Below are 13,772 nucleotides of genomic sequence, written 5' to 3'. Positions count from 1 at the left end.
ATGGCTATAAAATAAAAGAATAATGCTTGAATACAAGACGGTTCATATCGTTTTGGGCCTCGAGTGAAACGAAAGGAATGCTTATAATTATGATAACACCATTAAAAGGCGCCTGCATCATCGGTCAATCAGGCGGACCGACAGCCGTCATTAATGCCAGTGCCCTTGGCTGCATTGAAGCTGCGCTTGCTTCAGAACATATCACAAAGGTGTATGCTGCTGAAAATGGCATCAAGGGTGTTTTAGACGATCGATTATATATTATGGATCTGGAGGATTCTTGTGAGCTTTCACTGCTGAAGTATACTCCTTCCTCAGCGTTTGGAACCTGCCGTTATAAACTTAAGGATTTCATTGTGGATGACACGGATTACAAGCGTATTCTCAATCTATTTCGAAAGTATGATATCCGATATTTTTTTTATAACGGTGGCAATGATTCCATGGATACCTGCAGCAAAATAAGCAGTTATCTGAATCAGAACAACTATGAATGCCGGATTATCGGCATCCCAAAGACCGTCGACAATGACCTTTTAGGCACGGATCACTGCCCCGGCTACGGTAGTGCCGCTAAGTTCGTTGCCACATCTTGCATGGAGATTTACAAAGATGCAATAGTTTATGGAACCGGTTCCATAACGATCCTGGAATTCATGGGTCGAAACGCCGGGTGGCTGACCGCTTCTTCCACGCTGGCCACCTACAAAGGTTTTGGCCCTGATCTGATCTATTTGCCTGAGATCCCTTTTGATCTTGCCAATTTCATTGCCGATGTCAGCAGCATCTACGAAAAAAAAGGAGATGTTCTGGTCGCTGTTTCTGAAGGCATTAAGGATAAAAGCAGTACTTACATTTCAGCCTATTTTTCCGATCTGACCAAGCATACGGATGCTTTTGGCCATTCAAGAATGGGCGGACTTGCCGCTGGCCTTGCAAGCTTTGTCAGCACAAAAATCGATACTAAGGTCCGAGGTATCGAATTCGGCCTTACGCAGCGATGCGCCGCCCATATTGCCTCAGAAACAGACATAGAAGAAGCCTATACGATAGGTAGGGCCGCTCTGGCAGCTGCCCTTGGCGGTGCCACAGATCAGCTGGTAGGCTTTGAAAGAATTCCCGGAACAAAGTACCAATGCCGGATAAAAATGTTCGATCTAATTGATGTTGCAACCGCGGAAAAGAAAATACCCAGAGAGTGGATCAATGCAGCCGGTAACGGTCTACTGCCGGCTTTTATCGATTATGCGCTACCACTTATTCAGGGCGAAACCAAAATGCCGAAAGAAGACGGTCTTCCCAGGTTCGCTAATCTAAAAAAAATCATGACCTGGGAAATATAACAACTGGGGACGGTTAACCATTCCAGACCTTTTGAAAAGACTTAGTCGATGACAATCCCGGACTGTCCTCTTTTAGTTACATGCCCAATAATAGCAACGTGTTCAATCGAATCCTTCAGCTCGTTGAATAGTCTGGTGGCATCCTTTTCGTTAACTGCCATCAATAGCCCTCCAGATGTCTGAGGGTCATACATAATATCCTGCATGGCAACTGAAACATTTTTAGAAACCGTCACACCTTGTTCAGCATAATCCCGGTTTCGATAAGCTCCAGCGGGAATCATTCCCATTTCAGCCAGGGCATAAGCCTCAGGAATGAAGGGAACAGAATGACTGTCCAGATGGACGGTTAAATTACTCCCCTGGGCCATTTCATAAGAATGCCCAATCAGAGCAAAACCGGTGATGTCGGTACAACTATGAATATCATATTTAACCATAATATCACGTGCGGTCTTGTTTAATGTGGCCATTTGTTCATAAACACGGTTTAAGACAGACGGCTCAACCATATCTGCCTTGGCAGCGGTTGTCAGGATTCCTATGCCAAGCGGTTTGGTTAAAATAAGCACGTCTCCTTCCCTGGCAGTGGAATTTTTCAACACTTTTTGAGGATGAACAAATCCGGATACCGATAACCCATATTTGGGTTCGATATCTTCAATGGTATGTCCACCAGTAATGATGGCACCCGCTTCAAATGCTTTCTCGTAACCACCGCGTAAAATGGCGTAAATAGTATCTTTGCTCATTTGCTTGGTAACACACATAATATTCATGGCCAGTTTTGGTTCTCCACCCATTGCATAAATGTCGCTTAAAGCATTTGTTGCAGCAATTTGTCCAAACATATAGGGATCATCGACAATCGGTGGAAAAAAATCAAGGGTTTGTACCAGAGCCAGCTCATCGTTAATTATATAAACAGAGGCATCATCGCTTTTGTCGAAGCCGACAATCAGGCGGGGATCATGAAGCGTTGGCAGTTTATCGAGAATTTCGGTTAATGTGCCGGCTCCGACTTTTGCACCACATCCGGCACAACTGGCTAATTTAGTTAATTTAATTTCGTTTTCCATTTTTAAAACCTTTCTGTACGACAAAATCAAGCATCAGGAATCTGATGCTTGATAAATTTGCCGATACCTGTTTTCTTCTACACAGACAATTTGTTCAATTTCTTCGTTGATATTTTTATCTAAACAGTATTCCTCTGAAACAGTGAATGTTACACAGGTTCCACATGAGGTGCTCAGACTTCTCGGTACTGGCATGACTGATGCGGATAAGCCATCAGCAATACATTTCTTTTTAAATCGAATGGCGCCAAAATGAGAATAGAAAGTAGCAATATAAATCATCAAATACCTGCTTGTTTTTTTGTGAGTATCATCGTAAAATCATCATTGCTTTGCGTAAAAGCAACCTGATATCCATTGTGTTCAGCATAGCGGGTAACATTTTCCAAAGCGGTTTTATTATCAACCAAGATTTCATACGAATTTTCTTGAGAAATCATGGCTTTTTTTAAAATAATCACGGGTTCAGGGCAGGAACGTCCTCTAGCGTCTAACATTTTTTTCACCTCTAAGCTAATTTTTCTTTTTTTGTATTTGCAACAGCAATGATCAGGATGACAATGATCCCAATTATGACCCCAATTTTTCCATTGAAAGTCGGGCCCTTGCTGGAGGAAGCCATCGCGAAATTATGAGCTATGGCAGCGCCAGCGAATAAGCCTAAAATTGTAATGACCGAATCGGTATTTCCTTCACCGGCCAGGATGAGTTGACGCAATGGACAGCCACCGAGCAGGACGCAGCCAAATCCGACGGTCAACATACCCAGAAAATTCCATAAACCATCGGTGATGGCAATCGGTTGATCAATAAAACCAAGTGAAAAATGACCGGTGATAAGATTGGTAATGAATGCAGCAACCAGAATTGCGACAAAACCAAAGAATAATTTCCATTCTCTGAATAAGATGACATCACGGATACCTCCGACCATACATAATCTTGTCCGTTGGGCCAGAATACCTACGATTAAACCAGCTCCCAGTGAAACCAGGATGGCTGCATGCTTTGCGCCAGGTCCGCCATCAACGGCAGTGAAGAGAATGAAGACCGGCGCTGTAATCAGTAAGATCAGTAGCACGATCTGAGCAGTTGGGAAAATCGCACTTTCAATTTTGGGAAGGCTGTAGGTTCGTTTCAGAGTAAAACCACGATTGAGAAAGAAAACGCCGACCAAAATCCCGGCGATAAAGCCGATAAGACCAATCACGGCGTTCATATCGCCGCCGGCAATCCGCAAAACCATACGATAGGGACAGCCGAGGAACATCAGACAGCCGATCATCACAAAGAATCCAAGAGCAAAACGGGTCATCGGCGAAGAACCGCCGCGGGGAATAAATTCTTTTGTTACCAATGCGATTACACAGGAACCAATTACCAGCCCGATGATTTCCGGACGGATGTATTGGACAGCGGCAGCCTGATGCAGGCCCAGGGCTCCAGCCGTATCACGGATAAAACAGGCGATACAAAAGCCCATGTTCGCCGGATTACCAAAGACCACCAATAGTGCGGAAATCACACCAATTAGTAAACCAGCAAGAATAATTGCAGTTTTTTCATTTTTTAAGTTCATAAAATCCCTCTCTTTCAAAAAAGTTACGGTATCAATATAACATGCTATGAAAAAAAACTGTAATTGAAAGATACGCAGAATCGATTATATATATAGAAAATATAAATAAATGGTTGGCGTTTTTTTCCAGTTAGGGTATATTTAAATAAGAAAACGGACAGAAGGAGTTAGTCATGTTAAAAAATAGAATTTATCTTGATCATGCCTGTACGTCTTTTCCAAAACCGGAAGGGATGGCTTTGGCGATCGTGGATTATATCGAAAAAAATGGCACCAATATTAACCGGGGAGGTTATCAGGATGCTTATGATACCGCTGAAATGGTCTTTGAGACCAGGGAAATGCTGAGTCAAATGTTTAATTGTCCCGACTGTAAAAATGTCATTTTTACGCCGAACGTGACAACCAGCTTAAATATAATCCTTAAGGGCTATTTAAAACCCGGCGATCATGTGCTGGTTTCATCGATGGAGCATAATGCGGTGATGCGTCCATTGACACAACTAAAACAATCTGGCGTTGCGTTCGATCGAATCCCCTGCAGTACAAAGGGGGAGCTGTTGTTTGAAGAGCTACAAAAGCACCTTAAGCCGAATACAAAGGCCATTGTCATGACCCATGCATCGAATGTATGTGGAACAGTTTTACCGATTGAGCGGGTTGGTTTATTTTGTCAAGAGAACGGACTTGATTTTATTGTCGATGCGGCGCAAACGGCGGGCGTTCTGCCCATCGATATGAACGCGATGGGGATCGATGCATTGGCATTCACTGGACATAAAAGCCTTTTAGGACCGCAGGGAATTGGTGGTTTTATCTTAAAAGAAGCAATGATTGAAAAAATCGAGCCGTTATTAAGTGGTGGTACTGGAAGTATTTCGCACACGGAAGAGATCCCTGATTTTATGCCAGATCGCTTTGAACCCGGGACCATGAATCTTCCGGGAATTGTCGGATTGAATGCATCATTGAAATATTTAATGGATGTCAGGATTCAGACGATTTATGAAAAAGAAATGATGCTGACATCATTATTATTGGAAGAATTAAGCCACCTCCCGGAGATCAAAATTGTGGGAATGCCGAATGCAGTAAATCGGACGGCAGTTGTTTCGGTGCAGGCGTTAAATCATGATTTGGCTGGTATTGCTTTTCGTTTGGATTGTGAGTACGGCATTATGACAAGAGTCGGTCTGCATTGCTCACCCAGTGCCCACGAAACGTTGCAAACATATCCGACCGGAACATTACGTTTTTCGTTAGGGCATGGCAATACCAAAGAAGAAATCCACTATGTCGCAGACGCATTAAGGAAGATCTTAAATGGAATTTAAACAGCTGGAAGTATTTGTCAATGTTGTCGAGCAAAAAAGTTTCTCTGCTGCAGCAAAAAAGCTTTTTCTGACACAGCCAACCGTTAGTGTGCATATCCGCTCGCTGGAAAACGAATTAAACAATCAATTAATCATTAGGACCACCAGAACTTTTTTTGTCACAAAAGACGGTAAAAAACTCTATGAATACGCGAAAAGCATTCTCAATCTTCGTGAAAAGATTTATGAGGAATTCAATGGTGACAATGAGCGATCAATAAAAATCGGGGCATCAACCATACCATCTATTTATATTCTTCCGGAGGTCGTTACGGAATATTGTAAAACATATCCGAGGATTTCTTTTCAGATTCATCAATCGGATAGCGGAGAAATCATTGAGAAGGTGATGGAAGGGGAGGTCGATATCGGGTTGGTTGGTACGAAACCAGGATATGAAGAATGTGCGAGTGATCCTTTTTATCAGGATCAACTCGTGATTGCAACATCTTCAAGCGACCATTTCATGCAGCTAAAAAAAAACAATGCATCAACCGAGGAACTTTTAAAAGAACCGATTGTAATGCGTGAGAGTGGTTCAGGAACAAGAAAAGAAAGTGATTTATTTATCGAAAAATTGGGAATTGATAAAAATTCACTTAACGTCATTGCGACCATGAATGATCAGGAGGCAATTATTAAAACAATCATCAATGATATGGGGATTTCAATCATTTCCGAAAAAGCAGTTCAAAACCATATGAATGAAGGGAAAATACTAGTTTTCAGACTGGGAGAGTTGTCGAGTTACAGATTTCTATATATCATTTACAAAAAAAACAAGGTGCATCCCTTACATATTAGACAGTTTATCAAATGTATCAAAAAATCCGGCAACCTGGGTCTTTGTTGATTTTTGACATATGTGGACAGGACACATGGGGACGGTTATGTTATTATCACCATCAAACTGATACCTCATTATCGCAATTTTTTGTTTCTATATTATGATAAATAATATGCCTGAAATCATTAATGGTTTCAGAGTCCGTAGCGGAGAAGTTGCGTTACTATTGGCAATTACGCTTACAAATTAATTCCTTCATTGCTGTTAGTCCATCAGAAAGTTCTCGCTATTTTAACCGGATTTTTCGAAGCCACCAACTCGTCCTCTTGTATTTTACACCGTTCAACTTTTAAACCTCTATAAACAGAACACCGCATATAGCGGAATTGACAAAATATTATTTTCAAATCCAAAGTTCTTTCCTGAAATCCGAATTGAATAATCCGGATCATATTTTTTTTGCATATACCGATAAGCTTCTGGATTTTACATTTTCCCTTGCTTTGACCTCAATTGGAAAGACATCACTTTTTTTCTCAATCATAAAATCAACCTCCGATGTTCCCGAAGTCCAGTAATATAACGGATATCCCTTCTGGGTTAAAGCATTCGCAACATAATTTTCAGTGAACGCACAGATAAGTCAAATAAAATGTAATAATTACACATTTTATTTGACTTATCTATGCTTTTCTTGAAAATTAAAGACATATAGGGACGGTTCTTTTTTTTATTTCTTGATCGAAGCTTAATTTCTACACGTTTTACAAAATCAAATCAATGAATAGCAAAAAAAAACATATAAATAAAAAGCACATATCGGTATAAATTGCTAGCTAAGAAGAGGACAACGCCTCTTCTTTTTTATTTGCTGAAATATTGAGCAACGACGATGGAGCACATTGTGGATGGTTCTTTTATGCTGTTTCTCTTGTTCTAAATACGTCGCTGAATGCCAAAACTGATGCTGGTTAACCATTCCAATTCTCTAATCGACAAACCTTTATCCTTACAGATTGCTATTATCTCATTACGCTTTTCTTTCTCAAATCTTTGTATCTCAATGGGACTTTGTACTCCAGCAGTTGTTTTTATGAACGCCTTGGCGTCCTGATCTTTCCATCTCGTTTTTTAATTTTTCTGAGATATCTTTGTACTGAATTGAGTGCCTTTTGTTCACATTAAGATTTGAATTCTTATTTTTTACAAATGGTTTTACGGTTATACCTGGTGCTTCCGAACCCTTTGGAACAACAACAATCTTAATGGCTTCCAATCGATACCCAAAGGTGGCCATTAAAGCTTACATAAAATAATAATACTCTTCTTGGTTATAAGTGCTGCGGTACGAATAAATTCCAGAAAACAGGGTAGCATATTTTATATAGTATATGAATTAAAGAAAGAGAGGTGAAATGAGTGAAGATGGTAGTAGTGGACTATGTATTCATATGGAAGATATGAAGAAGTACCAACAATGATTGCACAAAATATAATACAGGCAGCAAGCGAAGAATAAGATGTAAAATAATTAGCAGACTGGTGAACGATTTTATTTTTAATAAAGGGGATGGCTATGGAAGAAAGCATTGAAAAAACTAAAGGCAAATGGAATATATTATTGGTAATATCAATGGCAACATTTGTAATGGTGATTGATACAACCGCAATGAACGTATCTATAGCAAATATAGTGCAGGATTTAAATACAACCGTCAGTACGGTAAAGGGGGTAATGTCATTATATACATTAGTCATGGCATCCTGTATGCTATTAGGGGCAAAACTATCAGATGTTATCGGAAAAAAACATGCATTTAAATATGGATTGTTGATTTACACTGTCGGGACATTAATTGCAGCCTTTAGTGTAAATGTCGCGATGTTAGCAATTGGATGGTCGGTGATTGAAGGGATGGCAGCAGCGCTAATGATGCCTGCGGTACTATCAATATTAATCAGTAATTACGAAGGCCGTGACCGTGCAAAAGCAATGTCCATATATACGACAGTTGCAGCAGTAGCATTAGCAGCAGGACCAATTATCGGCGGGGCTGTAACCACGTATTTATCATGGCGTTTTATCTTTGCTGGTGAAGCGATTATCGCCATAACAGCATTTGTATTTTCAGGTGTGATACCAAAAGATTGTATTATCAAAGAAAACCGACCGAAAATCGATTTTGTTGGTTTTTTATTTTCTGCATCAGGATTGTTCTTAATTATTCTGGGACTATTAACGGCACAGACCTATGGTTGGTTTTATGCAAAGCAGCCACTTGTAATTGGAGGGGTTACCCTCTCATTATTTGGATTATCGATCTCTTTTTTAATGATAGTATTAGGAATTGCATTTTTGTTTATTCTTTTAATTTGGCTGAAAAAACGGATAGAAAAAGATAAACCGGTTTTATTTCATCCCAAGATATTTAGTAACCGCGTATTTTCACCCGCAATATCAGTGTATTTATTTGTGCAGATGACATTTGCAGGAATTATGTTCTGTATGCCGGTATTTATGCTAAATGCATTGGGTTATGATGCATTAGAGACAGGGCTTAGTTTAATGCCACTGTCGATAGCACTGTTAATAGCCTCTTTATTTATAACAAGACTGGTCTACCATTTTTCACCTAAAATTATGCTTGTTATTGGTTTAATATCTATGCTGATAGGCATTACCTTGATGCGAGCACAGTTCTGGGGAGATTTTATCGATATCAGTGGCAGCAGTTTTAGATTCGCCTTTCTTTTTATCGGATTAGGCGTGGGGACTGCATTCAGTGTAGCCTATAATCTCGCATTATCAAACGTCAATAAGGAATGGAAAAACGAAGGCTCAGGATTATTATTGACATTTCAGAACCTAGGAGCATCCTCAAGTATCGCAATTTTAGGAACAGTAATGTTTGCAAGTGTGTTTAGTAATATAGCCCAGGGGATTCTTGATTCAGGTGTTTTAAATACCACTGACATGACCAAAAATCAAATTGAGGAATTGCTCATTCAAAATTTTGAGACATTTAAAGGAGTAGCATCACCGGAATTACAAAGCATTGCAACAAATGCAATGTCTATGTCTATGGATTTAGTAGGAATTGTCCTCAGCGTTATTGTAAGTATCGGATTGATTTTAGCAGTTTTTTTAGTCCCAAACGTAAAACTGAAAGAATAATAAAAGAAGTGTACTGCTGAATTTTACTCCGTCAGTACACTTCTTTATATTGCTTTTTTTATGTCATTGCCTCCAAAGATGGCGTATAGCAAGTCCAAACCAAACCTGTTATACTGATCACATCATTATTTGAGGCACTTTTTGTAGTTATGATTAAGTCTCCTCGGGCAATTGCGGAGAACCATGGCAGGTATTTTTCAAGAACTACCCGCTGGTGCAGATAGTCACTGTTCGGAATTTATGTCAGAAGATAGGTGAGATATTCGTAGACATCAAGTTCACTGGCCTGGGCAGATTCCACCAGCGTAAAGAGAACAGCATTGGCGGTTGCAAAGTATAGTCTATTAAAAGTATCCATATAATTTTTTCTTGTAACCCCAGATTTAATTTCAGCCATTTAACTACTTCTTGATGAATTTCAATCTTTAATTACCATCTTAATGAGATATAATCAATTTTATTAATGTTAGTACCAATTGTATCAGAAATTTATAATAATTAAAGACATTCCCCTCACTTTTTGTTTTTAAGCACAAAAAAACCTGCTACTTTATTACGTAACAGGTTTCTATCTAACATCAATGTTGATGCGTAGTTTTTGGTGGCGGAGAAGGTGCGTTACTATTGGCAATTACGCCTAAAAATTGATTAGTACAGTTCACATGTCTTTCGATGGGTTTTTGATTTTTCTGAGATATCTTTGTACTAAATCTAGAACCTTCTGTACACATTAAATTGGAAACCCTTTATCTTATTTCAGTAGAAATCGGTTTGAGAAAGAAAAGACCAGAAGCCTCTTTGTATTCTTCAACTTTAGCAGTTATGCGAAGATTTTGACCTTTACTGATATTTTCTGGAATATTAGAACCAGTCAGTTTTAAATCAGAGGTTATATTGATATCTTCAAACTTAAAGCTAAGTGCATTACCAGATGATTCACCCGAATTACCGGTATAAATTAAAAGGTCAAACCTTGTATTATAATTTTCGTGTGGTGTCATATCTGCTACATACCCGTCAAATTGAATAGTTTTACCAGCATATTTTTTCGCAAATTCACTAATAAACGGATCAAAATCACTGGCCTTAAAGAGTGTTACCATATCTTCATTATTGTCCACCGTTATAATTGCATCTGCTGCCTTGTCTGCTGCCGCTTTGTCTGCTATTGCTTTATCTGCTACTACTTTGTCTGCCGCTGCTTTGTCTGCTATTACTTTATCTGCTACTACTTTGTCTGCTGCCGCTTTGTCTGCGGAGGTTTGTTCTACAACCACTTCTGCTTTATTTGTAATATTAGGATTTGTTGTTTCTAAAGCGTTGCCACCACTAATAAATCCATTAAACCATGCCAATGAATAAATTCCTAATAAAATAGTTAAAGCAATTCTCGTGTATTTACCGCCTTTATTTCCTAACCATAGTAGGACGATGCCAGCAGGCGGGATAAATATACACGCTAAAACAACTACCCACGTTTTTTTCCAAAACGGTACTTTTGCTTTTTCTTCCATTTCTTCCTCCTACTTTTAATGGTTTTTTTATTTTTTCAAGATATCTTTGTGCTAAATACTGTTAATCTTGTTAGTGCCGATACTTGAGCGGTAAGATTTTTTCAGCTGTTCTGCACTGTTTGTCGTCAAGCGAAAGTAAATAGTGTAATGCCTATTTAAGTTCCGTTACCTTATGCATTAACTTTTCCGGAGACAGTTTCGATAATTCGCGATTATGTCTCAGCTTAATACGAACATGGTTCATATTCATAAAATCTTCAACTTCTGTAGAAGTATACCCTTGTCCTTTCAGGTAGAAAGTTAATGCTTTATATGGATACTCAAACGTTTTTATATATCTTACCGCTTCCCTAGGTTCATCATCAAGTAAACCCCAATACTTCTCTAAAAGATTGATAATAACAGCATCTTTAATTCCCGCCTCAATAAGTGTTTCGATTGTAATTTCGATTCCATTTTTTCTTTCTTTTTTAATAGCTATATTGACTTTTTCGTCAATAAGATCTCTGCCAGCATCTTTGAATATGTTCCCAATTCCATTCGAAATATCATTTAATTTTGACACAGTTTCCTCCCTCTTCAGAAGCTCATCTCAGCATCATTTTTTCTTAATTATTTCATATAAATTCAAATTTGTCGAACTGTTTAATTTCCCTATTAACGTGAATTCATTTTCCCATTTACCATTATGACTAATAAACATCTAGGCATATTTCTAACATGTTGGTTAACCTATTATACAACCATTTTTCAACTCAATCTTAAGTAATCAATTCCATCCAAACCACGCTCTCAACCCTGGAAGAATTAGAAAGCATCCAATTAAGTTTCCCAACTGCTTCAAACTGCACTCTTTTTATTCATTTATTTCAATCAAAACTATGTATTCTCATACCATTTCACTGAAATAGAATCTTTGGACATAAAAAAAAGGCAACCGTAAAGGTTGCTTCGATATGTCCATCTTAACCAGGACAACATTTATGATTCACCGACTTCAATTTTTATAGCTCATCCCTTTGAAAAAAATATTTATGTTCCAATCTTGGTCCATTTCCCTTTGGTGGTTTATAAATTACGTCGTAATTCGCAAATCCTGGGACATCTCTCATTGCAGCACAAATCATCATAGGTCTCTTATTAAGTGGTATTTCTCTTCCAATATCGCCTGCTTTAATCGTTAGGGAATCCAAACCGCTGTCTTTGGCCTTTTTGAGTTTCTTAAAAAGAAAGCTTCTGATATCATCCGTAGTTGTTTTTGCGGATGATATTTTCTTGGTTGCTTTTACAATCGGCTGTTGCTGTTTAACTTGCAGCGTTTCAGTTGGGGCTACTCCTCGAACACTGTTTTTTATCTGTTTCATTTCATCTGAAGTTAAGACTTCAGCATCTAATCCAATGGTGAGCCACAACCCACTATCTCTTAACTTATTTACCGTACTGTGCCCTCCAAGCCAATTTTCACTCGAATCAAAATCACTCTGTGAATTTAATGTTGCAATGATCCCTTTTTCGAGTTTTAGTCGCTGTTCCTTGTCATCAACTTGGAAACACATAATGCTAAAGTTTTCTCTTAAATATTCTGATACTTCTTTTTCAATGTCTGACTGCTTTTTTTTGTTTATAAATATCCTGTTTTCAGACTTTGATGTATCCATTGTCCATATATCCAAATATGAGTCGTTTTTTTTATTCAGGATTGCCTTGCCAATATTTTTTCTGAAGATACTACCATCTTTGTTTTCTCGCACAAAATGATCTTTCAATCTGGCTTTTAATCGATCTTCCGAATCATGAGTACCAACTCGCACAATACGATCAACGCCATTATAAATTTCACCCTTCTCAAAAACGATGTAAATACCATTTTTGAAAGGTATTGTATCGATTTGATCATGTGAATATCTTTTTGCTCCAGCAAATAGTTTATGTAATGTAAAACAATCCGCCTCTTTATTTAGCAATTTCATTAAATAAGAGATTCTTTCACCATATCTTCTGTTTCCCAATGGCAATTGGTAATTATTAAGCTCGCTTAATAGATACTGATGATAATCTTTACCCGCCAAAATGATAAACTCATCATTTTCCAAATCAAATTTAGTTTTCATTTGCATGATCACGTTTTTACTCCATACCTGTTTTTCCTTTGACTTCATTGTTTTTAAAGCTAATTCATATGGGTCAATGATTGAATTTTCAGAAAGAAGGCCATGTTTAGCGGACAAAATATAGACTTGATCAGCAACAGTTTTTGCATAATCATATGAATATTTAAAAAGATCGCTTGGCATATACATCTCATTTGCTTTGCAGGCGTAATCTTGTTTACTCTTAGCGCATGATACTAAAGCTATTTTCATAGGAACACCTCCATTTATTTTTATGCAAAAACCCACATTCAACATTAGCAATTTATTTGATTATAGATCAATCGTCAAAGGATTCTATTCTTTCCAGGTTACACGCCTCTTATTTTTCGGTACTTATCTCTTGGATCTTCAACATAAACCCATTTTAGTAAGTACTTGAGTAACTTCGGTTCATCGGTATGAATTTCGAACACTTTTCCATCTGGCGTATAGATATCCAAATCCACATCAAATTTCGTTTGATTTTGTGCTGCAGCGGACTTTGCTCCAATTACACCAAATAACATGGTAGAAGTAATACTGTTTGAAAGACCTCTTAGCGTATTACTGGGGTAAAGGGTATTATCTTCAATAATTATCACCGTCTCAATTTCTTTAATCTCTGCTGAATGCCACCATTTACTTAGCAACAAAGAGTTGAATATAAAACTCATGCGATTCCAACCGCATTCTTGGGGGTTAAGAATTTTAATCACTGTTATAACACCTCTCAGTCATTTCGGTTTGCCACCATCTGAAATCGGGATTTTTTCATTTTCTTTTAAATCAT

Annotated in this window: 15 protein-coding genes; 4 read left to right on the top strand and 11 right to left on the bottom strand. The window is 38.2% G+C overall.

Going from position 1 to position 13,772, the window contains the following annotated elements:
- Positions 1-92 precede the first annotated feature (92 nt).
- Positions 93-1,343 carry a 6-phosphofructokinase gene (locus AKG39_RS09625; protein WP_050740305.1) on the top strand — a complete coding sequence of 417 codons (1,251 nt, stop codon included), beginning with the start codon at positions 93-95 and terminating at the stop codon, positions 1,341-1,343.
- Between the two features lie 41 nt (positions 1,344-1,384).
- Here AKG39_RS09625 and selD read toward each other — a convergent pair whose 3' ends face one another.
- Genes selD through yedE form a run of 4 tightly spaced genes read right to left on the bottom strand, consistent with a single transcriptional unit; the run spans position 1,385 to position 4,001 of the window.
- The gene (gene selD, locus AKG39_RS09620) at positions 1,385-2,422 is read right to left on the bottom strand and encodes a selenide, water dikinase SelD (RefSeq protein WP_050740175.1); all 1,038 of its coding nucleotides are present in this window, start codon (positions 2,420-2,422) and stop codon (positions 1,385-1,387) included.
- Positions 2,423-2,455: 33 nt separating this feature from the next.
- Entirely contained in the window at positions 2,456-2,704 is a 249-nt protein-coding gene (locus AKG39_RS09615; protein ID WP_050740174.1) for a putative Se/S carrier protein, read from the bottom strand.
- A complete protein-coding gene (locus tag AKG39_RS09610; RefSeq protein WP_050740173.1) occupies positions 2,704-2,919 on the bottom strand; it encodes a sulfurtransferase TusA family protein in 216 nt (71 codons plus the stop codon). Before AKG39_RS09610 ends, AKG39_RS09615 begins: the two co-directional genes overlap by 1 nt.
- An 11-nt stretch (positions 2,920-2,930) precedes the next feature.
- Complete coding sequence (yedE, locus tag AKG39_RS09605; RefSeq protein ID WP_050740172.1) at positions 2,931-4,001, bottom strand: YedE family putative selenium transporter; 1,071 nt, start codon at positions 3,999-4,001, stop codon at positions 2,931-2,933.
- Between the two features lie 173 nt (positions 4,002-4,174).
- On the opposite strand from yedE, the gene AKG39_RS09600 reads away from it, so the two are divergent.
- Together AKG39_RS09600 and AKG39_RS09595 are read left to right on the top strand one after the other, a co-directional pair.
- The gene (locus AKG39_RS09600) at positions 4,175-5,335 is read left to right on the top strand and encodes an aminotransferase class V-fold PLP-dependent enzyme (RefSeq protein WP_050740171.1); all 1,161 of its coding nucleotides are present in this window, start codon (positions 4,175-4,177) and stop codon (positions 5,333-5,335) included.
- Positions 5,325-6,227 carry a selenium metabolism-associated LysR family transcriptional regulator gene (locus AKG39_RS09595; RefSeq protein WP_050740170.1) on the top strand — a complete coding sequence of 301 codons (903 nt, stop codon included), beginning with the start codon at positions 5,325-5,327 and terminating at the stop codon, positions 6,225-6,227. The genes AKG39_RS09600 and AKG39_RS09595 overlap by 11 nt, the downstream gene beginning before the upstream one ends.
- 382 nt (positions 6,228-6,609) lie before the next feature.
- Here AKG39_RS09595 and AKG39_RS20690 read toward each other — a convergent pair whose 3' ends face one another.
- Complete coding sequence (locus AKG39_RS20690) at positions 6,610-6,801, bottom strand: DUF4143 domain-containing protein (protein WP_201780272.1); 192 nt, start codon at positions 6,799-6,801, stop codon at positions 6,610-6,612.
- A gap of 420 nt (positions 6,802-7,221) precedes the next feature.
- Complete coding sequence (locus AKG39_RS20870; protein WP_050740169.1) at positions 7,222-7,458, bottom strand: MAP domain-containing protein; 237 nt, start codon at positions 7,456-7,458, stop codon at positions 7,222-7,224.
- Between the two features lie 279 nt (positions 7,459-7,737).
- On the opposite strand from AKG39_RS20870, the gene AKG39_RS09585 reads away from it, so the two are divergent.
- A complete protein-coding gene (locus AKG39_RS09585) occupies positions 7,738-9,336 on the top strand; it encodes an MFS transporter (protein ID WP_050740168.1) in 1,599 nt (532 codons plus the stop codon).
- Positions 9,337-9,574: 238 nt separating this feature from the next.
- On the opposite strand, the gene AKG39_RS20030 is transcribed toward AKG39_RS09585, so the two are convergent.
- The 5 genes from AKG39_RS20030 to AKG39_RS09565 all read right to left on the bottom strand — a co-directional run bounded on the left by AKG39_RS20030 (position 9,575) and on the right by AKG39_RS09565 (position 13,632).
- Positions 9,575-9,733 (bottom strand): transposase domain-containing protein, encoded by a 159-nt coding sequence (locus AKG39_RS20030; RefSeq protein ID WP_126981271.1) that lies wholly within the window; start codon positions 9,731-9,733, stop codon positions 9,575-9,577.
- Positions 9,734-10,082: 349 nt separating this feature from the next.
- On the bottom strand, positions 10,083-10,850 hold the full coding sequence (locus AKG39_RS09580) for a DUF4839 domain-containing protein (protein WP_050740167.1): 768 nt from the start codon (positions 10,848-10,850) through the stop codon (positions 10,083-10,085).
- A gap of 151 nt (positions 10,851-11,001) precedes the next feature.
- Entirely contained in the window at positions 11,002-11,415 is a 414-nt protein-coding gene (locus tag AKG39_RS09575; RefSeq protein WP_050740166.1) for a hypothetical protein, read from the bottom strand.
- A 439-nt stretch (positions 11,416-11,854) separates the two neighbouring features.
- Positions 11,855-13,213 carry a DUF6884 domain-containing protein gene (locus AKG39_RS09570; protein ID WP_050740165.1) on the bottom strand — a complete coding sequence of 453 codons (1,359 nt, stop codon included), beginning with the start codon at positions 13,211-13,213 and terminating at the stop codon, positions 11,855-11,857.
- A 98-nt stretch (positions 13,214-13,311) separates the two neighbouring features.
- Entirely contained in the window at positions 13,312-13,632 is a 321-nt protein-coding gene (locus tag AKG39_RS09565; RefSeq protein ID WP_126981270.1) for a hypothetical protein, read from the bottom strand.
- Between the last annotated feature and the right edge of the window lie 140 nt (positions 13,633-13,772).

This window comes from Acetobacterium bakii (genome assembly GCF_001263355.1).
Taxonomy (GTDB): domain Bacteria; phylum Bacillota; class Clostridia; order Eubacteriales; family Eubacteriaceae; genus Acetobacterium; species Acetobacterium bakii.
This window is presented reverse-complemented; position numbering and strand designations above follow the sequence as displayed.

Bases quoted from the DNA above. Each gene is read 5' to 3' on its own strand.
- selD (WP_050740175.1), bottom strand. From the start codon at position 2,422: ATGGAAAACGAAATTAAATTAACTAAATTAGCCAGTTGTGCCGGATGT.
- AKG39_RS09615 (WP_050740174.1), bottom strand. From the start codon at position 2,704: ATGATTTATATTGCTACTTTCTATTCTCATTTTGGCGCCATTCGATTT.
- AKG39_RS09610 (WP_050740173.1), bottom strand. From the start codon at position 2,919: ATGTTAGACGCTAGAGGACGTTCCTGCCCTGAACCCGTGATTATTTTA.
- yedE (WP_050740172.1), bottom strand. From the start codon at position 4,001: ATGAACTTAAAAAATGAAAAAACTGCAATTATTCTTGCTGGTTTACTA.
- AKG39_RS09600 (WP_050740171.1), top strand. From the start codon at position 4,175: ATGTTAAAAAATAGAATTTATCTTGATCATGCCTGTACGTCTTTTCCA.
- AKG39_RS09595 (WP_050740170.1), top strand. From the start codon at position 5,325: ATGGAATTTAAACAGCTGGAAGTATTTGTCAATGTTGTCGAGCAAAAA.
- AKG39_RS20870 (WP_050740169.1), bottom strand. From the start codon at position 7,458: ATGGCCACCTTTGGGTATCGATTGGAAGCCATTAAGATTGTTGTTGTT.
- AKG39_RS09585 (WP_050740168.1), top strand. From the start codon at position 7,738: ATGGAAGAAAGCATTGAAAAAACTAAAGGCAAATGGAATATATTATTG.
- AKG39_RS20030 (WP_126981271.1), bottom strand. From the start codon at position 9,733: ATGGCTGAAATTAAATCTGGGGTTACAAGAAAAAATTATATGGATACT.
- AKG39_RS09580 (WP_050740167.1), bottom strand. From the start codon at position 10,850: ATGGAAGAAAAAGCAAAAGTACCGTTTTGGAAAAAAACGTGGGTAGTT.
- AKG39_RS09570 (WP_050740165.1), bottom strand. From the start codon at position 13,213: ATGAAAATAGCTTTAGTATCATGCGCTAAGAGTAAACAAGATTACGCC.